Here is a 20,686-nt window from a genome sequence, read left to right as displayed (position 1 = left end):
GCTCCCGTCTTCCGTTCCGGACCAAAGCGCAGGAGCCTAGCGGGAGCAGGGTGTACCGTGCCACGCATTTTCGGCTCCCCCGGCGCGTGCCACGCCCCGGCCGCACCACCCATCGATGCCAGAGTGTCCGGCAGGAAGTAAAGAGCCGTACGAGGCGTACGTGACGTACGGAGGGAAACAGGAGTTCCACAGGGCATGAGCGACGAGCCGCAGCAGCCGAAGGCCGCAGAGTCCGGGAAGGCCGGGAAACCGGCGAAACGCACACGCCCCCGGCGCACGGGCTGGCGCCGCCTGATCCCCACCTGGCGCATGACCCTCGGCACGATCCTCTGCTTCCTGCTCCTGTGCATCGGCCTGTTCGCCCTCGGCTACGTCCTCGTCAAGATCCCGCCCGCCAACGCCACCGCCACCGCGCAGAGCAACGTCTACCTGTACGCCGACGGCAGCCAGCTCGCCCGCGACGGCGAGATCAACCGCGAGAACGTCTCCCTCTCCCAGATCCCCAGGAACGTCCAGCACACCGTCCTGGCCGCCGAGGACCGCGACTTCTACAGCGAGTCCGCCATCGACCCCAAGGCGATGGTCCGCGCCGCCTGGAACACCGTCACCGGCAAGGGCAAGCAGTCCGGCTCGACGATCACCCAGCAGTACGTGAAGAACTACTACCTGGGCCAGGAACAGACCATCACCCGCAAGGTGAAGGAGTTCTTCATCTCGATCAAGCTGGACCGCGAGGAGAGCAAGGACCACATCCTCGAGGGCTACCTCAACACCAGCTACTTCGGCCGCAACGCCTACGGCATCCAGGCCGCCGCCCAGGCCTACTACGGCGTCGACGTCGAGGACCTCACCACCGCGCAGGGCGCCTACCTCGCGGCCCTCCTCAACGCCCCCAGCTCGTACGACGTCATCGCCCACCCCGAGAACAAGGCGCAGGCCGTCGCCCGCTGGAACTACGTCCTCGACGGCATGGTCAAGGAGAAGTGGCTCAGCGAAGCCGACCGCAAGAAGATGACGTTCCCCATGCCCGACGACGCCAAGGGCCCCGCCGGGATGTCCGGCCAGCGCGGCTACCTCGTCCAGGCCGTCAAGGACTACCTCACGGACAACGACGTCATCGACGAGGACACCCTGGCCGTCGGCGGCTACCGCATCACCACCACGCTCCAGAAGAAGAAACAGGACGCCTTCGTCAAAGCCGTCGACGACCAGCTGATGTCCGGACTCGACAAGGAGAACCGCGCGGCCGACCGCAACGTCCGCGCCGGCGGCGCCGCCATCGACCCCGCGACCGGCAAGGTCCTCGCCATGTACGGCGGCATCGACTACACGAAGCAGTACGTCAACAACGCCACGCGCCGCGACTATCAAGTCGGCTCCACGTTCAAGCCGTTCGTCTTCACCTCGGCCGTGGAGAACGCCTCCACCACCCAGGACGGCCGCACCATCACCCCGAACACCGTCTACGACGGCACCAACGCCCGCCCCGTACAAGGCTGGAGCGGCGGCTACTACGCCCCGGAGAACGAGGACAAGACCGACTACGGCCCCATCACCGTCCGCACCGCGACCGACAAGTCCGTCAACGCCGTCTACGCGCAGATGGCCGTCGACGTCGGCTCCGACAAGGTCAAGCGGACCGCCATCGCCCTCGGGCTGCCCAAGGACACCCCCGACCTGACCGAGTCCCCCTCGATCGCGCTCGGCCCGTCCACGGCCAGCGTCCTCGACATGACCGAGGCGTACGCCACCCTTGCCAACCACGGCAAGCGCGCCACGTACACACTCGTCGCCGAGGTCACCAAGGACGGCGAGAACATCGACCTGCCCGACCGGCGCACCGAGCGCGCCGTCACCCGCGAGTCCGCCGACACGACCACGTCCGTCCTGCAGAGCGTCGTCGAGGGCGGCACCGGCACCGCCGCCCTCGCCGCCGGCCGGCCCGCCGCCGGCAAGACCGGCACCGCCGAGGAGGACACGGCAGCCTGGTTCGCGGGCTACACCCCCGACCTCGCCACCGTCGTCGCCGTCATGGGCCAGAACCCCGACACCGGCGCCCACACCCCGCTGTACGGGGCGCTCGGCCTGCCCCGCATCAACGGCGGCGGCTTCCCGGCGCAGATCTGGGCCCAGTTCACCAAGGCCGCACTCGAGGGCAGTACGCCCAAGGACTTCGACCTGGACCTGGAGTCCGGCGCCGAACAGCCCGAGATCCCCTCGGCCGCACCCGACGAACCGTCCACCGAACCGACCACCGGCGAGCCCTCCAGCGAGCCCCCGTCCGAACCGGCGTCGTCCGGCCCCCCGACCGAACCGTCCACACCGGCGGAGCCCACCCTCGCGACTCCGTCGGAGGAACCGAACACACCGTCAGGCCCGGTGAACGAACTGCTCGACGACTCGGACTCCACCCGCGACCCCGAATCCGACCCCGGGCGGTGACCGGGCCGGTGTCTAGTGGCCCGACGTCGCCTTCAGCCCCACGATCGCCACGATCAGCAGCACGATGAAGAAGATCCGCGCCGCCGTCGCCGGCTCCCCGAGCGCCAGCATGCCGACGACGGCCGCACCGGCCGCACCGATGCCCACCCATACGCCGTAGGCCGTACCGATCGGCAGGGTCTTGGCGGCGTAGGAGAGCATCACCATGCTGGCGACGATGCCCGCGCCGGTGAAAACGCTCGGCCACAGCCGGGTGAACCCGTCCGTGAACTTCATGCCGATCGACCAGCCGACCTCGAGAAAACCGGCGATCACGATAAGAACCCAGGCCATGACAGGCACCTCCGTCAGTTGGATCAACAGGGGTGCGTCGTCTTTGCGATACCCGGTACGGCGCGTCTCGTCGGGGTCCCCCAAAGGTAGCAAAGAACGCGCAAAAGGGCTGGTGACAACGGTCACCAGCCCTTGAGTGAGGCAATGCGTACGAGCCGTGCGATCTACAGGTACAGGCCCGTCGAATCCTGGGAGCCCTCGAACCGGTCGGCGGCCACCGCGTGCAGATCGCGCTCACGCATCAGCACGTACGCGACACCCCGCACCTCCACCTCGGCCAGGTCCTCCGGGTCGTACAACACCCGGTCGCCCGGCTCCACCGTCCGCACGTTCTGCCCGACGGCCACCACCACGGCCCAGGCCAGGCGCCGCCCGACCGCCGCGGTCGCCGGAATCAGGATGCCGCCGCCACTGCGCCGCTCGCCCTCGGCGGAGTCCTGCCGCACGAGCACACGGTCGTGCAGCATACGGATGGGCAACTTGTCGTGCTGGGTGCTGTGCTTCTCGCTGTTGGCGCTCACGCCCCGAAACCTACCTGCCGCGGCCACGCCCGTGCGCAGGAAGGGTCAGCGCTTGCGGCGCCGCACGGTCACGGCGAGCAGCCCCACCAGCCCGACCACGGCGACAGCCACCGGAACGATGCGCTCCACACGCGGCGCACCGTCCTCGGAGACGAACTGCACCTTCACGTCCGACACCAGCCGGTTCGCGCTTACATAGGCCCGCCCGACGGTGTGGTCGACACTCGCGACGAACTTGGCCTTCGCGTCACCGACGATCGTCTTCGGGTGCACTCGCACCCCGATCTCGTCGAGAGTCTCGGCCAGCGCCTCGCGACGGCGCTTTATGTCCGCCTCGATCTGCGCCGGGGTCCGCGCATCCGACGTTCTCGACGTGTCCGACACCGCGCTGCCTCCGTGGTCGCTGTTATGGCACTGGTCGTGGACAGTCTGTCAGCTCGGCGGCCGTCGCACCCCACGGCACCCCCATTACGCTCGGGTCCCGTACCCGTATCCCGTACGAGGAGTCCCACCATGAGCGAGCGACTGACGACCGGCGACACCGCCCCCGCCTTCACGCTGCCCGACGCGGACGGCAACGAGGTCTCCCTCGCCGACCACAAGGGCCGCAAGACGATCGTCTACTTCTACCCGGCCGCCCTCACCCCCGGCTGCACCAAGCAGGCCTGCGACTTCACGGACAACCTCGACGTCCTCGCGGGCGCCGGCTACGACGTGATCGGCATTTCCCCCGACAAGCCGGAGAAGCTCGCCAAGTTCCGCGAGAAGGAGAACCTCAAGGTCACCCTCCTCGGCGACCCCTCGAAGGAGACCCTCGAGGCCTACGGCGCGTACGGCGAGAAGAAGCTCTACGGCAAGACGGTGACGGGTGTGATCCGCTCCACGATCGTCGTCGACGAGGACGGCAAGGTCGAGCGCGCCCTCTACAACGTGAAGGCCACCGGCCACGTAGCGAAGATCATCAAGGATCTCGGAATCTGACCCCCGGCCGCGGATCACCGCAGGCCTTCCGGGTACGCGCAGATGTGACGGAAGTCCCCTCGAAGGGGACTTCCGTTTGCGATCGCCACCTTCGAGCAAGTGATTCCGTGGAACAACGCGTCCACAGAAGGGATCACTCCATGTCGGGCGTCCTCGACCCGGAGCAGACCGGGTCTGCCGCCGACCCCGCGGCGGTCAAACGCCACAGGACCCTCTTCCGCGCCGTGAAGCGCAGGAAGAATCCACCTCTGCGGCGTACGGACATCACCGTCACCGACGAGGCGGCCGTGAAGCGGGCCGTCAAGGCGGCCTCGCTCGGCAACGCCATGGAGTGGTTCGACTTCGGCATCTACAGCTACCTCGCCGTCACCATCGGCCACGTCTTCTTCCCCTCCGGGAACGCGACGGTCCAGCTGATCTCTTCCTTCGCGACCTTCGCCGTCTCGTTCCTGGTGCGACCCATCGGCGGCATGGTGTTCGGCCCCATGGGTGACAAGATCGGCCGCAAGAAGGTCCTCGCGATGACGATGATCCTGATGGCGATCGGCACGTTCGCCATCGGACTGATCCCGTCCTACGCCGTCATCGGCTTCTGGGCACCCGTCCTGCTGATCTTCTTCCGCCTCGTCCAGGGCTTCTCCACGGGCGGCGAGTACGGCGGCGCCTCCACGTTCATCGCCGAGTACGCACCCGACAAGCGCCGCGGCTACTTCGGCAGCTTCCTGGAGTTCGGCACCCTCGCCGGCTACGTCGGCGCGGCGGGCCTGGTCACCATCCTGACCACCCTCCTCGGCAGCGGGGGCATGGAGTCCTGGGGCTGGCGCGTCCCGTTCCTGGTCGCGGGCCCGATCGGCCTCGTCGGCCTCTACCTGCGGCTGCGCCTCGACGAGACGCCCGCCTTCCAGAAACTCGAGGACGAGTCCTCGCACCGGGCGTCCGACGCCGCCTCGAACGTCGAGACCACCGCGAAGGGCGACCTGGCCAAGATCTTCCGCGGCTACTGGCCGACGCTCATCCTGTGCATCTGCCTGGTCGGCGCCTACAACATCACCGACTACATGCTCCTGTCGTACATGCCGACGTACCTGTCCGACGAGATGGGCTACAAGGAGTCCCACGGGCTGCTCATCCTCATCGCCACGATGGTCGTCCTCATGCTGGTCATCACCCAGGTCGGCAGGCTCTCCGACCGCTTCGGCCGCAAGCCGCTCCTCATGGCGGGGATGCTGGGCTTCTTCTTCCTCTCCATCCCCTCGTTCCTGCTGGTCAAGAACGGCGCCCTGTGGGCGGTCTCGCTCGGCATGCTGCTCCTTGGCCTGTCCCTGGTCTGCATGCTCGGCACCATGTCGGCGGCCCTCCCGGCCCTGTTCCCCACCCAGGTCCGCTACGGCTCGCTCTCCGTGGGCTACAACCTCTCGGCATCCCTCTTCGGCGGCACGACACCGCTGGTCGTCACCGCCCTGATCAGCGTCACGGGCACGGACATGATGCCCGCGTACTACGCCATGGCCGCGGCCCTGGTCGGCGTCATCGCGGTGGCCTGCATGAAGGAAACGGCCCAACAGCCCCTGGCGGGCTCCCCTCCATCGGTGGAGACACAGGAGGAAGCGGCAGAACTGGTGGAGTCCCAGGCACGGGCGCCGAGGTTCTGACCCACACGGCTGCGCCACGTATGCCCGAACTGGCACGCGTTGACCAGAACTTGATGCCGACGCAGCACGCGCGCTCCCGCGCCGAGTAGCGTCGCCGTACACTGACGGGACGGATCTCGCCGAGAAGGCGAGGTGTCCGTTATGTAGCGGTCGTGGTGGAATCTGGCAGTCACGTCGGGTTTAGGTCCCGGTGGGAGAAATCCCGTGAGGGTTCGAATCCCTCCGACCGCACGCACGAGGGGCCGTCCGGCTGGACGGCCCCTCGGCATTTTCGCGTCAGCCCAACAACTCCCGCACCACCGGCACCAGCGCCCGAAACGCCTTGCCCCGGTGGGAGATCGCGTTCTTCTCGTCCGGGGTCAGTTCGGCGCAGGTCCGGGTGTCGCCCTCCACCTGGAGGATCGGGTCGTAGCCGAAGCCGTTCGCGCCAGACGGGGCGTGCCGCAGCACCCCCCGCAGCTGGCCCTCGACCACTCGCTCCGTGCCGTCCGGCAGGGCCAGCGCCGCGGCGCAGGCGAAGTGGGCGCCGCGGTGGGTGTCGGCGTCGATGTCGCCGAGCTGGGCGAGGAGGAGGTCGAGGTTGGCCTTGTCGTCGCCGTGGCGGCCGGCCCAGCGGGCGGAGAAGATGCCGGGCGCTCCGCCGAGTACGTCGACGCACAGGCCCGAGTCGTCGGCGACGGCGGGCAGGCCGGTGGCCTTGGCGAGGGCGTGGGCCTTGAGGAGGGCGTTCTCGGCGAAGGTGACGCCGGTTTCCCGGACGTCGGGGATGTCGGGGTAGGCGTCCGCGCCGACGAGGTCGTGGGGCAGGCCTGCGTCGGCGAGGATCGCCCTGAGCTCGGTGATCTTGCCGGCGTTGCGGGTGGCGAGGATGAGGCGGGTCATGGGGACCAGTATCGCGCCCGTGCTCGCGGCGATGCTCGTGCCGGTGTTACGGCGTGCAGACCTTGGTCAGTTCGCCGGCGGCGTCGGTGACGGGGGTGATGTCAGGGGTTCCGTCGCCGTTCTTGATGGCCGTACGAACGTTGGCCACGGCCGTGTTGAGGTCGTCGACGGCCTTGGAGACGTCGGCGTTGTCGGTCTTGTCGCCGATCTTGTCGAGGTTCTTGTCGATGGAGTCGAGCGCCTTGTCGGCCTGCGCGGGGTCGTTCGTCGCGTTCTCGACTGCCTGTTGGAGGTCGCTGACGCTGTCGGCGATGGTGTCGGCGGTCTGGACGCAGTCGAGCGCCTTGTCGAGCGCGCCGCAGCCGGCGGCGGCCGGTACGGCGATGAGTGCCGCGGTGGCGGCTATGACGGCGATGCGGCGACGGTGGCGTGGGCGCGCGGCCATGGAGCGGTCCTCCCCTGTGTGCGGAAACGGGCGTACGGCGAGATGCCGTACGCCCGTCCGTAGTGACGCGGTTGGCGTCTTTCGGGTTGCACCCTACTTGGCGTGCTCTTTACTTTTGGAGGGTGGCCTCGAGTGCCGCGCGCTGGGCGGCGGCGAGGTCGGCGCAGCCCGAAACGGCAAGGTCGAGAAGGGAGTTGAGTTCGTCGCGGGCGAACGGCTCGGCCTCGGCGGTGCCCTGGACCTCGACGAAGCGGCCGTCGCCGGTGCAGACGACGTTCATGTCGGTGTCGGCGCGTACGTCCTCCTCGTAGCAGAGGTCGAGGAGGGGGATGCCGCCGACGATGCCGACGGAGACGGCGGAGACGGTGCCGGTGAGGGGCTGGCGGCCGGCCTTGATGAGCTTCTTGCCCTGGGCCCAGGTGATGGCGTCGGCGAGGGCGACGTAGGCGCCGGTGATGGCGGCGGTGCGGGTGCCGCCGTCGGCCTGGAGGACGTCGCAGTCGAGGACGATGGTGTTCTCGCCGAGGGCCTTGTAGTCGATGACGGCGCGCAGCGAGCGGCCGATGAGGCGGCTGATTTCGTGGGTGCGGCCGCCGATCTTGCCGCGGACCGATTCGCGGTCGCCGCGGGTGTTGGTGGCGCGGGGGAGCATCGAGTACTCGGCGGTGACCCAGCCTTCGCCGCTGCCCTTGCGCCAGCGGGGGACGCCTTCGGTGACGGAGGCGGTGCAGAAGACCTTGGTGTCGCCGAAGGAGACGAGTACGGAGCCTTCTGCGTGCTTGCTCCACCCTCGTTCGATGGTGATGGGGCGGAGCTGTTCGGGGGTGCGGCCGTCGATGCGAGACATGGGAGGGAGCCTAGCGAAAACGTCGAAGGCCCCGTTCCGGGTGTCCGGTGAGGGGCCTTCTTCGTGTGGCGCCTAGGCGGATTGCCGGGCGCTCACATCATGTCTTCGATGTCGGCGGCGATGGGGTCGGCGTCGGTGCCGATGACGACCTGGATGGCGGTGCCCATCTTGACGACGCCATGGGCGCCGGCGGCCTTCAGGGCGACCTCGTCGACCTTGCTGGGGTCGATGACCTCGGTGCGCAGGCGGGTGATGCAGCCCTCGACCTCTTCGATGTTGTCGAGCCCGCCGAGCCCGGCGACGATCTTCTCAGCCTTGGTGGCCATGTGGTTCTCCCTGACTTCTCTCTTGGCCCGCCATGGGCCCGCTTTGTCACGGTAACCCACGGTTGGCCCATCTTCACGAGCGGTCATGCAACCCGTGACGAATGATGACGATCACGGCGTCATGCCCTCATAGGCCGGCGCCGACCGACCCGTCCCTCAACTGGTCTACACCAGTTTCCCACGACCGCCAAACGTACCGCCCCAGCGCCTTGTTCCGGGAGGACGCCCATGAGCGCCGACAGCGCGGCCGTCTATAAACCCAGCCCTTGGAACAACCTCTTCCAGGGGCTGCAGAAGATGGGGCGCAGTCTCCAACTCCCCATCGCCGTACTGCCGGCGGCCGGCATCCTCAACCGGCTCGGCCAGCCGGACGTCTTCGGTGACCAGGGCCTGGGGTGGACCGATGTCTCCAAGGTGATGGTCGGCGCCGGCGGCGCCCTGCTCGACGGCGCGCTCGGTCTTCCGCTGCTGTTCTGCATCGGTGTGGCGATCGGCATGGCCAAGAAGGCGGACGGTTCGACGGCGCTCGCGGCGGTCGTCGGCTTCCTCGTCTACTTCAACGTCCTGCGCCAGTTCCCCGAGGGCTGCCCGGCCGGCTCTCAGGCGGTCGCCACCGGGTGCCAGGTGACGGTGGACCACACGGTGGCGGCGTACACGTACCAGAATCCGGGTGTCTTCGGCGGCATCGTCATGGGCCTGCTCGCCTCCTTCTTCTGGCAGCGCTTCCACCGCACCAAGCTGGTCGACTGGCTCGGCTTCTTCAACGGCCGCCGTCTCGTCCCCATCATCATGGCCTTCGTCGCCATCGTCGTCGCCGCGATCTGCCTGTGGATCTGGCCGCCGATCGGTGACGCCCTGGAGAGCTTCAGCGACTGGCTCGTGGGTCTGGACTGGCTCGGCTCCGGCATCTTCGGTGTCGCGAACCGCGCGCTGCTGGTGATCGGCCTGCACCAGTTCCTGAACGTGCCCATCTGGTTCCAGTTCGGTACGTACACGAAGCCGGACGGCACCGAGGTGCACGGTGACATCAACATGTTCCTGGCGGGCGACCCGAACGCGGGCCAGTTCACCTCGGGCTTCTTCCCGATCATGATGTTCGCGCTGCCGGCCGCGTGCCTGGCGATGACGCACTGCGCGCGCCCGGAGCGCCGCAAGGTGGTCGGCGGCCTGATGCTGTCGGTCGCCCTGACCTCGTTCGTCACCGGGATCACCGAGCCGATCGAGTACTCGTTCCTCTTCGTCGCGCCGGTGCTCTACGCGATCCACGCGGTCCTCACCGGTGTCTCGATGGCGGTGACGTGGGCGCTCGGCGTGCACGACGGTTTCAGTTTCTCGGCGGGTCTGATCGACTACGTCATCAACTGGAGCCTGGCGACCAAGCCTTGGCTGATCATCCCGATCGGGCTGGCCTTCGCGGCGGTCTACTACGCGATCTTCAGATTCGCGATCACCAAGTTCGACCTGAAGACGCCGGGCCGCGAGCCGGAGGACCAGGTCGAGGACGTCACGAAGGCCTGACCCCCGCTCCCCCGAGCCCCGAGCTCCCGCAGCCTCCGGACCTCCTGGTCCGGGGGTTTTGTTTCGCGCTGTCGCATATGACCGAGCGCACAAGGATCCCGGGAAGGAGCGGGTTCCTTATACGACCTTCACCGTGCTACAACAGGTCTACACCACTGAGTGGTGTAGACCACGCGGCCGCAGAGCCGGGTTTCCGAGACGCCGCCGTCCCCACCTTTCCCCCGGGCGGCGCCTTGCCTACTGGAGGAAGTTGTGACCACGGCCAGTGCCGCCCCCGCGGCCGCCAAGAAGAAGGGCGCGGGCGCGATGGCTGTCATGCAGCGCATCGGCCGCAGCCTCATGCTGCCGGTCGCGGTGCTGCCCGCCGCCGCGCTCCTGGTCCGGTTCGGGCAGCCCGACATGCTCGGCAGGGACTCGTTCCCCACCTTCATCACCAAGCTGGCGTCGTACATGTCGGCGGGCGGCGGTGCGCTGCTCGACAACATGCCGCTGCTGTTCTGCGTCGGTATCGCCATCGGCTTCGCCAAGAAGTCCGACGGCTCCACCGCGCTCGCGGCCGTCACCGGCTACCTGGTCTTCCAGAAGGTGCTCGCCACCTTCACGGACAGCAACCTGCCGAAGGTCGCCGCCGTCGCCGACGGCAAGATCGTCATGAACGCGGCGCCGGTCAACGCCGGTGTGCTCGGCGGTGTCGTCATGGGCGTCGTCGTGGCCCTGCTCTACCAGAAGTTCTACCGGACGAAGCTGCCCGACTGGGCGGGCTTCTTCGGCGGCCGCCGCCTCGTCCCGATCCTCTCCGCCTTCGCGGGCCTGGTCATCGGCATCGTCTTCGGTCTCATCTGGCCCGTGCTCGGCACCGGCCTGCACAACTTCGGTGAGTGGCTGGTCGGCTCGGGCGCGGTCGGCGCCGGCATCTTCGGTGTCGCCAACCGTGCGCTGATCCCGATCGGCATGCACCACCTGCTCAACTCGTTCCCGTGGTTCCAGGCCGGTTCGTACGAGGGCAAGAGCGGCGACATCGCGCGCTTCCTCCAGGGCGACCCGAGCGCCGGCCAGTTCATGACCGGCTTCTTCCCGATCATGATGTTCGCCCTCCCGGCGGCCTGCCTCGCGATCGTCCACTGCGCCCGTCCCGAGCGCCGCAAGGTCGTCGGCGGCATGATGTTCTCGCTCGCGGCCACCGCGTTCGTCACCGGCGTGACCGAGCCGATCGAGTTCACGTTCATGTTCATCGCCCCGGCCCTGTACGCGATCCACGCGGTGCTCACCGGTGTCTCGATGGCGCTGACCTGGTCTCTCGGCATGAAGGACGGCTTCGGCTTCTCGGCCGGCGCGGTCGACTACTTCCTCAACCTCGGTATCGCGACCAACCCGTTGGGGCTCGCGCTGGTCGGCCTCTGCTTCGCGGTGGTCTACTACGTGGTCTTCCGGTTCGCGATCACCAAGTTCAACATTCCTACGCCGGGCCGTGAGTCCGACGAGGAACTGGCCGAGCTCCTCAAGGCCGAGAGCAAGTAGGCCACGGCCCCCGCACGACGGCGAAGGCCCCCGGAACCGATGCGGTTCCGGGGGCCTTCGTCATGCCGCGCTCAGATCTCGTACACCCGCCCGGGCGCGGCCAGTTCGGCCGGTCCGGCGTACACGGCGCGGGCGTCCGCGAGGTTGACCTCGGGGTCCGTCCACGGCGGGATGTGGGTGAGGACGAGGCGGCGGGCGCCGGCCCTGGCCGCGGACGCGCCCGCCTCGCGGCCGTTGAGGTGGAGGTCGGGGATGTTCTCCTTGCCGTGCGTGAACGCCGCCTCGCACAGGAACAGGTCACTGTCCGCGGCGAGTTCGTCGAGCACGGCGCACGCGCCCGTGTCCCCGGAGTACGTGAGTGACCTGCCGCCGTGCTCGACGCGGATGCCGTACGCCTCCACGGGGTGGCACACCTTCTCCGTGCGCACGGTGAACGGGCCGATCTCATGCCAGCCCGGCTTCACGGTGTGGAAGTCGAAGACCTCACTCATCGAGGAGGCGGAGGGCGTGTCCGCGTACGCCGTGGTGAGGCGCTGTTCCGTGCCCTCGGGGCCGTAGACCGGGATCGGGGCGCAGCGGCCGCCGTCGTGGCGGTAGTAGCGCGCCACGAAGTAGCCGCACATGTCGATGCAGTGGTCGGCGTGCAGATGGCTGAGGAAGATCGCGTCGAGGTCGTAGAGACCACAGTGGCGCTGCAACTCGCCCAGGGCGCCGTTGCCCATGTCGAGTAGCAGCCGGAAGCCGTCGGCCTCGACGAGGTAGCTCGAGCAGGCCGAATCCGCGGACGGGAACGACCCCGAGCAGCCGACGACGGTGAGCTTCATAAGAGCCGGAACCTCCGCGCTGGCAGTCAGAGAGCGGGATGGGAGCAGAAGGAAGAGGGGTCGAGCGGTCCGTCGAGCGTAAGGCGCAAAAGGGCCGGTCGCTCCTCCGTCGTGGGCCGTTGTGGGAGAACTCACCTGTGCTGTCACCGGTTCGGGGGGCGTGCGTCAGGTGCGGCGTCGCGCGCGTGCCACCGGTACCGTCTTCCGTATGGACACGTCATGGTGGCTCGCGCTCGCCGCGGTGCTGCTGCTCGCGCTCGTCGCGACGCTCGTCGACGGGTGGGGGCGCGGGCGCCGTCGGCCCGGCGGCCGGACCCGCCCGCCGCGGGGGCCGCGCGGACCGGGTGCGCGGCCGCAGCCGGGCGAGATCTGGTGGGCGCTGGTGCCGTACGAGGACGGGCCGGCGCCAAAAGGGGCCGCGCGCAGCGCGTCAGGCAGGGCGGTGGAGGGCGAGAGGCAGGCCAAGGACCGGCCGTGCCTCGTGCTGACGGTGCGCCGACGGCAGGCGCGCGTCGCGAAGATCACCAGCAAGTACCACGACGAGCGGGCCGGGGTGATCGCGCTGCCGCCCGGTTCCGTGGGCGACGCGCAGGGCAGACCGAGCTTCCTGGAGACGGATGAGCTCCGCGAGGTTCCCGTGAGTGACTTCCGGCGCCGGGCCGGGGTGCTGGACCCGGTGGTCTGGGACCAGGTCCGGCATCTTGCGGGGTGACGTGAGAGCGGCTGACGCGCCTGCGGGCTTACGTGACAGCGGCTTGCGTAGAAGCGGGCCTAAGCGAAATCGGGCTGACGTGAGAGCAGGCTGACGTGAGAGCGGGCTTACGCGAAAACGGGCTTACGTGAGAGCGGGGGCCGGGCCGTACTGCTGCCGGCCCGGCCCCCGCTTCGACGCTTCGTGCTCACGCCCAGAGCTGGCCGTGCAGCGTCTCGATCGCTTCTTCCGTCGTGGCCGCCGTGTAGACGCCGGTCGACAGGTACTTCCAGCCGCCGTCGGCGACCACGAAGACGATGTCGGCGGACTCCCCGGCCGCGACCGCCTTGCGGCCGACGCCGATCGCCGCGTGCAGGGCCGCTCCGGTGGAGACGCCCGCGAAGATGCCCTCCTGCTGGAGGAGTTCACGGGTGCGGGTCACCGCGTCGGCGGAGCCCACCGAGAAGCGGGTGGTCAGGACGGAGGCGTCGTACAGCTCGGGGACGAAGCCCTCGTCGAGGTTGCGCAGGCCGTAGACCAGGTCGTCGTAGCGCGGCTCCGCGGCGACGATCTTCACGTCCGGCTTCTGCTCGCGCAGATAGCGGCCGACGCCCATGAGGGTGCCCGTCGTACCGAGGCCCGCCACGAAGTGCGTGACGGAGGGCAGGTCGGCGAGGATCTCGGGGCCGGTCGTCGCGTAGTGGGCGCCGGCGTTGTCCGGGTTGCCGTACTGGTAGAGCATCACCCAGTCCGGGTGCTGCGTGCTCAGTTCCTTGGCGATGCGGACGGCGGTGTTGGAGCCGCCCGCCGCGGGCGACGGGATGATCTCGGCGCCCCACATGGCGAGCAGGTCCCTGCGCTCCTGCGAGGTGTTCTCCGGCATGACGCACACCATGCGGTAGCCCTTGAGGCGGGCCGCCATGGCCAGCGAGATGCCGGTGTTGCCCGAGGTCGGCTCGAGGATGGTGCAGCCGGGGGTGAGCCGGCCGTCCTTCTCGGCCTGCTCGATCATGTGGAGCGCGGGGCGGTCCTTGATGGAGCCGGTCGGGTTGCGGTCCTCGAGCTTCGCCCAGATCCGTACGTCCTCGGACGGCGAGAGCCGCGGCAGCCGCACCAGGGGCGTGTTGCCGACCGCGGCGAGCGGGGAGTCGTACCGCATCCCGATCAGGCCATGCCGCCGGCCACGGCCGGCAGGATCGTGACGTTGTCGCCGTCGGCGAGCTTGGTGGTGATGCCGTCGAGGAAGCGGACGTCCTCGTCGTTCAGGTAGACGTTCACGAAGCGGCGCAGCTGCTCTCCGTCCACGATGCGGGCCTGGATGCCCGTGTGACGGGTCTCGAGGTCTGCGAAGAGCTCGGCGAGCGTGTCTCCGCTGCCCTCGACGGACTTCTGGCCGTCGGTGTAGGTGCGGAGGATGGTCGGAATGCGGACCTCGATGGCCATGGCTGGACTCCAGTAGCAGGGGAGGGTACGGAAGGGCTTTGGCGTGCGCTGAAACAGCGGTGCCCACGACACGTCGGACCGGCGGACGGGGTCCGCCGCAGCGGCCCGAAGCCTGCGAAGCAGTGCGGGGGACGCGTCAGGAATCGGGACAGATGGCGCTGGCGAGGCGGCACAGGTCGACGTGGAGGCGCGCCACGAGCAGCATGCCCGGCGTCTTGTCGCTCACGTCGTGAAGAACCATGGGGTCATCGTATCGATTCCCGTCCGGGATCCCGGAGTGTGATCTCACCATGTGGTCGATATCCGTCCGCTGGGTGGGACGTGTCCGGGAATGCGGGCCATGGCTACGGGGTGACCTCGACCTCTTCCTCGGTCACGACGCCCTCGACGATCCGGAAGGAGCGGAACTGGAAGGGTCCCGCGTCGTCGGTGTCCGCGGTGGAGACGAGGACGTAGTGGGCGCCCGGCTCGTTCGCGTAGGTGATGTCGGTACGGGAGGGGTGGGCCTCGGTCGCGGTGTGCGAGTGGTAGATGATCACGGGCTCCTCGTCCCGGTCGTCCATCTCGCGGTACAGCTTCAGCAGGTCACCCGAGTCGAACTCGTAGAACGTGGGCGAGCGGGCGGCGTTGAGCATCGGGATGAAGCGCTCGGGCCTGCCGGTGCCCACCGGCCCCGCGACGACGCCGCACGCCTCGTCGGGGTGGTCGGCGCGCGCGTGGGCCACGATCTGGTCGTAGAGGGCCTGGGTCAGGGTCAGCATGGGGCTCAGGATAAACAGACGGGCCCTCCCGTACCGGAGTGCGGTACGGGAGGGCCCGGATGCTGAGACATGGGGTGTTGCCCCGGAACTGCTCGGACTGCGTCGACTACTTGGACTGCGTCGGCTGCTCGGGCTGCTTGCGCTTCGCGAACGCCGCGCTCTGCGGGTTGCGGCTGCGCAGGACGACGTACGAGATGCCGAGGATGACGGCCCACAGCGGCGCGCAGTAGAGCGAGACGCGGGCGTCCTTGTCGATGCCCATCAGCACAATCACCATGCCGATGAAGGCGAGCGCGAGGATGCTGGGGATGATGCCGCCCGGGGCCTTGAAGGAGGACTGGGGCAGTTCGCCGCGGTCGGCCTTGATGCGGTAGCGGATCTGGCAGATCAGGATGACGATCCAGGCCCACATGCCGGAGATGGTGGCGAAGGAGACGACGTAGTTGAACGCCTCGCCGGGCCACTGGTAGTTGATCCAGACACCGACCAGCATCATCGCGGCGGAGACCGTCGTGCCGATGAGGGGCGTGCCGGACTTGGTGAGCTTGGTGAAGAACTTCGGGCCCTGGCCGTTGAGCGCGAGGTCGCGCAGCATGCGGCCGGTGGAGTACATGCCGGAGTTGCAGGACGACAGGGCCGCGGTCAGGACGACGAAGTTGACGATGGCGGCGCCGACGCCGAGGCCCATCTTCTCGAAGGCGGCGACGAACGGGGAGACGCCCGGCTGGAAGTTCGTCCACGGCACGACCGAGAGGATCATGATCAGCGCGCCGACGTAGAAGACGGCGATGCGCCACGGCACGGTGTTGATGGCCTTGGGCAGGACGGTCTTCGGGTCCTTGGACTCGCCCGCGGTGACGCCGACGAGCTCGACGGCGAGGAAGGCGAACATGACCATCTGGAGGGTCATGAGGGTGGAGCCGATGCCGTTCGGGAAGAAGCCGCCGTCGGACCACAGGTGTGTGACGGAGGCGGTGTCGCCCGCGTCGGAGAAGCCGACCGTGAGGATGCCGGCGCAGATGAGGATCATGCCGACGATCGCGGTGACCTTCACCATCGAGAACCAGAACTCCAGCTCACCGAAGAGCTTCACGGAGATCAGGTTCACGGCGTAGAGGATGAGGGTGAAGACGAGCGCCGTGAGCCACTGCGGAACGCTGTCGTGGGTCCAGTACTTCATGTACTGGGCGGCCGCGGTGACCTCGGTGATGCCGGTGACGACCCAGAAGAGCCAGTACGTCCAGCCGGTCACGAAGCCCGCGAAGGGGCCGATGAACTCACGCGCGTACTCAGAGAAGGAGCCCGAGACGGGGCGGTACATGAGGAGCTCGCCGAGCGCCCGCATGATGAAGAAGATGACGAGGCCCGCGATGGCGTACGCGAGGATCAGGCTGGGGCCCGCCTTCGAGATGCCCTTGCCCGCGCCGAGGAAGAGGCCGGTCCCGATGGCGCCGCCGATGGCGATCATCTGGATCTGCCGGGCACCGAGTCCGCGCTGGTAACCCTCGCCCTCACCGGACTCGCCGGGGGCCACGGCCTCATTGCCGTCGTGTTGCTTGCCGACCTGCACTGAGGTCATGGTGTTGCGCCTTTCTCCATGCCGATCCGTGCCGCTGCGGCTCGGATCGACTGTGACGATCCTCGGGGTCTGGGCCCCTGGATGGATGGAGCTGTGCCTACCGGCGGTCTGCCGGTCGGGGCGCACCCGACGGGACAGGGGTGGCGTCCGTCGGGCGGTCGTGAAGATTTATCACGACGGCAACACTGATCGAGAAAGGCACGTGTGGCACACACCACTGGAAAAACCGGACAAAAAACCCCTCGTGCGGCATACAAGACCGCTCAAGTGACAGGATCGTTATCCGGAATTGAGCAACCGCTGAGCGAACGCGCTTACATACGGACGCTTGGACTCCGCTCGATATGTCCTGACAGGTCAGGGCATAAGGGTTTCGACCAGAGTCTCCTGGAGCCCGCCCAGCCACAGGTACGCCATCACCATCGGCTTGCGCGGGTCCTCGTCGGGGAGCCGGTAGAGGAGATCCGCGTCCTCCTCGTCGGTGATGTCGAGGCGGGTGCCGATCGCGAGGCGCAGATCGTTGAGCGCGCGCATCCAGCGCAGGGACTCCTCGGGCGAGAGCTTGAGGACCGCTCCCCCCTCACCGGCGGACGTCAGCGCGTCCAGTGAGCGGATCACCGCGAGCGCGTCCTCGCGCTTGCCGGCCCGCAGGTCGTTCTCGGTGAAGCGCCTGAACTCGGCGGAGTGCGCGTGCTGTTCGTCCGCCTGGTCCACCGTCGCCTCCTCGCTGCCCGGGCCGCCGTAGGCGTCGGGGAAGAGGCGCTGGAGCACCGGGTCGGACGGCGGCTCGCTCGGACCCTCCGCGAAGAGCTCGGCGAGCGGGTCGTCGGACGCGTCCCCGCCGGGCCCGGGGCCGATCAGCTCCAGGAGCTGGACCGCCAGGGAGCGGATGATCGAGATCTCGACCTCGTCGAGCGCGACGGCAGCGCCGCCGCCGGGAATCGGTTCGAAGTGTCCTGGCATCAGGTGCGTCGCTACTCCGTCGCTGCTTGCGTGCGCTACTTGCGGTCCTGCTGAAGGGTGGCCCACAGACCGTAGCCGTGCATGGCCTGCACGTCGCGTTCCATCTCCTCGCGGGACCCGGAAGAGACGACCGCACGGCCCTTCTGGTGCACGTCGAGCATCAGCTTGGTGGCCTTGTCCTTCGAGTACCCGAAGTACGTCTGGAAGACATACGTCACATAACTCATGAGGTTGACCGGGTCGTTGTGTACGAGCGTGATCCAGGGGACGTCCGGCTCCGGCACGGCGAAGGTCTCCTCCGCCGACTCGGTGCGTTCGATCTCTAGGGGTGCAGGAGCCGTCACACAGCCCATGCTGCCACTAGGGGGCGGCGACCGCACAAATGGGCCACGGAAATCGTCACACTGACGCTAATTGGAGGTAGCATCCCGGATATGAACACAGCGGACCTTGGCCTGCCGGTGGATGTTCCGTCGACAGCGCTCTTCACCGATCACTACGAGCTCACGATGCTCCAGGCCGCGCTCAAGGCGGGCACGGCCGACCGGCGCTCGGTCTTCGAGGTCTTCACGCGCAGGCTGCCCGAGGGGCGCCGGTACGGCGTCGTGACAGGCACCGGACGGGTGCTGGACGCCGTCGAGAACTTCCGGTTCGACGCTCGCGAACTGGGCTTCCTGCGCGAGCGCGGCATCGTCGACGAGCGGACCATCGAATGGCTGGCCGCCTACCGCTTCAGCGGTGACATCTGGGGCTACCCCGAGGGCGAGGTGTACTTCCCCGGCTCCCCCATCCTGCGGGTCGAGGGCTCCTTCGCGGAGTGCGTCCTGCTGGAGACGGTGATCCTCTCCATCCTCAACCACGACTCGGCGATCGCCGCCGCAGCCTCCCGCATGGCCTCCGCCGCGGGCAGCCGGCCGCTGATCGAGATGGGCGCGCGCCGCACGCACGAGCTGGCCGCCGTCGCCGCGTCCCGCGCCGCGTACGTGGGCGGCTTCGCCACCACGTCGGACCTCGCGGCCGGGTTCCGGTACGGGATCCCGACCGTCGGCACGTCCGCCCACGCCTTCACGCTGCTGCACGACACCGAGCGCGACGCGTTCCGCGCGCAGGTCGACTCCCTCGGCGAGGGCACGACCCTGCTCGTGGACACGTACGACGTCACGGAGGCCGTGCGCCTCGCCGTGGAGATTGCCGGGCCCGGGCTGGGCGCCGTACGCATCGACTCCGGAGACCTGCTGCTCGTCGCGCACCGTGTGCGCGGGCAGCTCGACGAGCTCGGCGCCACCGAGACGAAGATCGTCGTCACCTCAGACCTCGACGAGTACGCCATCGCCTCGCTCGCGGCCGCGCCCGTGGACGCGTACGGAGTGGGAACACAGCTGGTCACCGGCTCGGGGCACCCGACGTGCTCGATGGTCTACAAGCTGGTCGCGCGCGCCGAGTCCACCGATCCGAAGGCGCCGCTGCTGCCCGTGGCGAAGAAGTCCATGGGCGCGAAGACGTCCGTGGGCGGCCGCAAGTGGGCCGCGCGGCGACGCGACGAGCAGGGGGTCGCCGAGGCCGAGGTGCTCGGCACGGGTCCCGTCCCGGCCGATCTCGTCGACCGGCAGCTCCTGGTCGAGCTGGTCAAGGGCGGCACGGTCGTGGCCCGCGAGCCGCTGGACGCGGTGCGCGAGCGGCACATCGAAGCGCTCGACGGGCTGCCGCTCTCGGCGAAGCAGCTGTCGCGCGGGGAAGCGGTGATCCCTACGGAGTATCTGGTGAGCACGCCCGTTTAACGGGCACATGCCCTCTCCCGCAACGCACTTCAAGTCTCTACGCTCGAAGTCTCCCAGCCGAAGGACACCTCCTATGCGCCGCGCACTGATCGTCGTAGATGTACAGAACGACTTCTGTGAGGGAGGCAGCCTCGCGCTGGCGGGCGGGGCGGACGTTGCCGCGGCCGTCACCGAGCTGATCGGACAGGCGCCCGCCGGGTACCGGCACGTCGTGGCCACCCGCGATCACCACATCGCGCCCGGTGACCACTTCTCCGAGTCCCCGGACTTCGTCCACTCCTGGCCCCCGCACTGCGTGGCGGGCACGGAGGGCATCGGGTTCCACCCGAACTTCGCGCCCGTCGTCGCGTCCGGCGCGATCGACGCCGTCTTCGACAAGGGGGCGTACGCGGCCGCGTACAGCGGGTTCGAGGGGCTCGACGAGAACGGGGTGTCCTTGGCGGACTGGCTCCGCGCGCGAGGGATCACCGAGGTGGACGTGGTCGGGCTCGCCACGGATCACTGCGTTCGCGCCACCTCGCTGGACGCGGTGCGGGAGGGGTTCCGGACTCAGGTACTGCTCGATCTGACGGCCGGGGTGGCCGCGGTGACCACTGCGGCGGCGCTTGAGGAGATGCGGGGCTCGGGTGTCGAGCTGAGCGGTAAGCCCGTCGTCTGAGTCTCTTTCTCCCCCGGCCCCCCCGGCCCGCCCGGCCGTGTCGATATGCGGCTCCGCCGCGCGTGGCCCGGGACTCTGCCCGGACCCCGCTCCTCACACGCCGGAGGGGCTGGAACGGCCCGCCCTGGAATGACCGGCACCGAAATGGCCCGCCGGGCTGGAGGCCGAACTGGAATAGCCGGCCCGGTCGGGGTGCCTCGGTCTCATGAGCGCTCTGATCGGGTGCCACAGTTCGCCCGCCGTGCAGCGGGGGGCGGCCCGCCAGAGCAGGCCGTCCGGGTGGTGCAGGACCGCTGTGACCTCGTCGGGTGTGGGGGGCTCCGCGTTGCCCCTCAGGTAGATCGCCCGCAGACCCAGGTTGCGCAGCCGGGTCAGGGCGCGGGCGCGGTTCGCCGCGTGCACCAGGACCCGTACCGCACCGTCGTCCGGCGACGGGCTGGGCACGGTCAGCGCCACCACCACGCTGCCGTTCGGCAGCTTGCAGAAGCCTCCTGCGGACATGACTGTCACACCCCCGTGAGACG

General features: G+C 68.7%; 23 protein-coding genes, 1 tRNA gene, 1 pseudogene and 1 riboswitch. Of the genes and pseudogenes, 9 read left to right on the top strand and 16 right to left on the bottom strand.

Features of this window, described 5'->3' with window-relative positions:
• The first annotated feature begins 195 nt into the window (after positions 1–195).
• Complete coding sequence (locus tag OG758_RS30070; RefSeq protein WP_326712800.1) at positions 196–2,442, top strand: transglycosylase domain-containing protein; 2,247 nt, start codon at positions 196–198, stop codon at positions 2,440–2,442.
• Between the two features lie 12 nt (positions 2,443–2,454).
• Here the strand turns inward: OG758_RS30070 and OG758_RS30065 are convergent, their stop codons facing one another.
• From OG758_RS30065 to OG758_RS30055, 3 genes are all read right to left on the bottom strand, one after another.
• Positions 2,455–2,775: a DMT family transporter gene (locus OG758_RS30065; protein WP_227294972.1), complete on the bottom strand. Its 321-nt coding sequence runs from the start codon at positions 2,773–2,775 to the stop codon at positions 2,455–2,457.
• Positions 2,776–2,806: 31 nt separating this feature from the next.
• Positions 2,807–2,867: riboswitch (guanidine-III (ykkC-III) riboswitch) on the bottom strand.
• A gap of 72 nt (positions 2,868–2,939) precedes the next feature.
• Entirely contained in the window at positions 2,940–3,296 is a 357-nt protein-coding gene (locus tag OG758_RS30060; RefSeq protein ID WP_116512770.1) for a GroES family chaperonin, read from the bottom strand.
• Positions 3,297–3,341: 45 nt separating this feature from the next.
• Entirely contained in the window at positions 3,342–3,680 is a 339-nt protein-coding gene (locus tag OG758_RS30055; RefSeq protein WP_326712799.1) for a DUF3618 domain-containing protein, read from the bottom strand.
• A gap of 129 nt (positions 3,681–3,809) precedes the next feature.
• Between OG758_RS30055 and bcp the strand changes: the two genes are divergently transcribed.
• The 3 genes from bcp to OG758_RS30040 all read left to right on the top strand — a co-directional run bounded on the left by bcp (position 3,810) and on the right by OG758_RS30040 (position 6,160).
• Positions 3,810–4,277 (top strand): thioredoxin-dependent thiol peroxidase, encoded by a 468-nt coding sequence (gene bcp / locus OG758_RS30050; RefSeq protein ID WP_266563771.1) that lies wholly within the window; start codon positions 3,810–3,812, stop codon positions 4,275–4,277.
• A 140-nt stretch (positions 4,278–4,417) separates the two neighbouring features.
• Positions 4,418–5,929 carry a glycine betaine/L-proline transporter ProP gene (gene proP / locus OG758_RS30045; protein ID WP_326712798.1) on the top strand — a complete coding sequence of 504 codons (1,512 nt, stop codon included), beginning with the start codon at positions 4,418–4,420 and terminating at the stop codon, positions 5,927–5,929.
• Positions 5,930–6,075: 146 nt separating this feature from the next.
• Positions 6,076–6,160: transfer RNA gene (locus tag OG758_RS30040), tRNA-Leu, on the top strand.
• A gap of 45 nt (positions 6,161–6,205) precedes the next feature.
• Here the strand turns inward: OG758_RS30040 and rdgB are convergent.
• The 4 genes from rdgB to OG758_RS30020 all read right to left on the bottom strand — a co-directional run bounded on the left by rdgB (position 6,206) and on the right by OG758_RS30020 (position 8,516).
• Positions 6,206–6,811, bottom strand: coding sequence for an RdgB/HAM1 family non-canonical purine NTP pyrophosphatase (rdgB, locus tag OG758_RS30035; protein ID WP_326712797.1), 606 nt, complete (start codon positions 6,809–6,811; stop codon positions 6,206–6,208).
• Positions 6,812–6,857: 46 nt separating this feature from the next.
• Positions 6,858–7,256 (bottom strand): hypothetical protein, encoded by a 399-nt coding sequence (locus OG758_RS30030; RefSeq protein ID WP_326712796.1) that lies wholly within the window; start codon positions 7,254–7,256, stop codon positions 6,858–6,860.
• Positions 7,257–7,365: 109 nt separating this feature from the next.
• Positions 7,366–8,103 (bottom strand): ribonuclease PH, encoded by a 738-nt coding sequence (gene rph / locus OG758_RS30025; protein ID WP_326712795.1) that lies wholly within the window; start codon positions 8,101–8,103, stop codon positions 7,366–7,368.
• A 92-nt stretch (positions 8,104–8,195) separates the two neighbouring features.
• Entirely contained in the window at positions 8,196–8,516 is a 321-nt protein-coding gene (locus OG758_RS30020) for a PTS glucose/sucrose transporter subunit IIB (protein ID WP_276314680.1), read from the bottom strand.
• 141 nt (positions 8,517–8,657) lie between these two features.
• Between OG758_RS30020 and OG758_RS30015 the strand changes: the two genes are divergently transcribed.
• Both OG758_RS30015 and OG758_RS30010 read left to right on the top strand, forming a co-directional pair.
• Positions 8,658–9,947, top strand: a complete 1,290-nt coding sequence (locus OG758_RS30015) for a PTS transporter subunit EIIC (protein WP_326712794.1) — start codon at positions 8,658–8,660, stop codon at positions 9,945–9,947.
• A 252-nt stretch (positions 9,948–10,199) separates the two neighbouring features.
• On the top strand, positions 10,200–11,465 hold the full coding sequence (locus OG758_RS30010; protein WP_326712793.1) for a PTS transporter subunit EIIC: 1,266 nt from the start codon (positions 10,200–10,202) through the stop codon (positions 11,463–11,465).
• A 71-nt stretch (positions 11,466–11,536) separates the two neighbouring features.
• On the opposite strand, the gene OG758_RS30005 is transcribed toward OG758_RS30010, so the two are convergent.
• Positions 11,537–12,289: an MBL fold metallo-hydrolase gene (locus tag OG758_RS30005; RefSeq protein ID WP_326712792.1), complete on the bottom strand. Its 753-nt coding sequence runs from the start codon at positions 12,287–12,289 to the stop codon at positions 11,537–11,539.
• A 208-nt stretch (positions 12,290–12,497) separates the two neighbouring features.
• Here OG758_RS30005 and OG758_RS30000 point away from each other — a divergent pair, with 208 nt between their 5' ends.
• Positions 12,498–13,001 (top strand): type II toxin-antitoxin system PemK/MazF family toxin, encoded by a 504-nt coding sequence (locus OG758_RS30000; RefSeq protein WP_326712791.1) that lies wholly within the window; start codon positions 12,498–12,500, stop codon positions 12,999–13,001.
• Between the two features lie 187 nt (positions 13,002–13,188).
• Here the strand turns inward: OG758_RS30000 and OG758_RS29995 are convergent, their stop codons facing one another.
• The 7 genes from OG758_RS29995 to clpS all read right to left on the bottom strand — a co-directional run bounded on the left by OG758_RS29995 (position 13,189) and on the right by clpS (position 18,079).
• Positions 13,189–14,139: a PLP-dependent cysteine synthase family protein gene (locus OG758_RS29995; protein WP_326712790.1), complete on the bottom strand. Its 951-nt coding sequence runs from the start codon at positions 14,137–14,139 to the stop codon at positions 13,189–13,191.
• A 5-nt stretch (positions 14,140–14,144) separates the two neighbouring features.
• Entirely contained in the window at positions 14,145–14,423 is a 279-nt protein-coding gene (locus OG758_RS29990) for a MoaD/ThiS family protein (protein WP_116512756.1), read from the bottom strand.
• 136 nt (positions 14,424–14,559) lie between these two features.
• Positions 14,560–14,664, bottom strand: coding sequence for a putative leader peptide (locus tag OG758_RS29985; protein WP_323136349.1), 105 nt, complete (start codon positions 14,662–14,664; stop codon positions 14,560–14,562).
• Positions 14,665–14,767: 103 nt separating this feature from the next.
• The gene (locus OG758_RS29980) at positions 14,768–15,184 is read right to left on the bottom strand and encodes a Mov34/MPN/PAD-1 family protein (protein WP_227294987.1); all 417 of its coding nucleotides are present in this window, start codon (positions 15,182–15,184) and stop codon (positions 14,768–14,770) included.
• A gap of 106 nt (positions 15,185–15,290) precedes the next feature.
• The gene (locus OG758_RS29975; protein ID WP_326712789.1) at positions 15,291–16,763 is read right to left on the bottom strand and encodes an amino acid permease; all 1,473 of its coding nucleotides are present in this window, start codon (positions 16,761–16,763) and stop codon (positions 15,291–15,293) included.
• A 357-nt stretch (positions 16,764–17,120) separates the two neighbouring features.
• Positions 17,121–17,726: a DUF2017 domain-containing protein gene (locus OG758_RS29970; RefSeq protein WP_326712788.1), complete on the bottom strand. Its 606-nt coding sequence runs from the start codon at positions 17,724–17,726 to the stop codon at positions 17,121–17,123.
• 35 nt (positions 17,727–17,761) lie between these two features.
• Positions 17,762–18,079: an ATP-dependent Clp protease adapter ClpS gene (gene clpS, locus OG758_RS29965; protein WP_100593970.1), complete on the bottom strand. Its 318-nt coding sequence runs from the start codon at positions 18,077–18,079 to the stop codon at positions 17,762–17,764.
• Between the two features lie 81 nt (positions 18,080–18,160).
• Here clpS and OG758_RS29960 point away from each other — a divergent pair, with 81 nt between their 5' ends.
• Together OG758_RS29960 and OG758_RS29955 are read left to right on the top strand one after the other, a co-directional pair.
• The gene (locus OG758_RS29960; protein WP_326712787.1) at positions 18,161–19,504 is read left to right on the top strand and encodes a nicotinate phosphoribosyltransferase; all 1,344 of its coding nucleotides are present in this window, start codon (positions 18,161–18,163) and stop codon (positions 19,502–19,504) included.
• A gap of 73 nt (positions 19,505–19,577) precedes the next feature.
• Complete coding sequence (locus OG758_RS29955) at positions 19,578–20,162, top strand: isochorismatase family protein (protein ID WP_326712786.1); 585 nt, start codon at positions 19,578–19,580, stop codon at positions 20,160–20,162.
• Between the two features lie 201 nt (positions 20,163–20,363).
• Here OG758_RS29955 and OG758_RS29950 read toward each other — a convergent pair.
• A pseudogene (locus OG758_RS29950) lies at positions 20,364–20,663 on the bottom strand (hypothetical protein); the annotation flags it as partial.
• Between the last annotated feature and the right edge of the window lie 23 nt (positions 20,664–20,686).

This window comes from Streptomyces sp. NBC_01474, assembly GCF_035918215.1.
Taxonomy (GTDB): Bacteria; Actinomycetota; Actinomycetes; order Streptomycetales; family Streptomycetaceae; genus Streptomyces; species Streptomyces aureus.
Note: the sequence above shows the minus strand (reverse complement) of the source record. Positions and strands in the feature narration are given on the sequence as shown.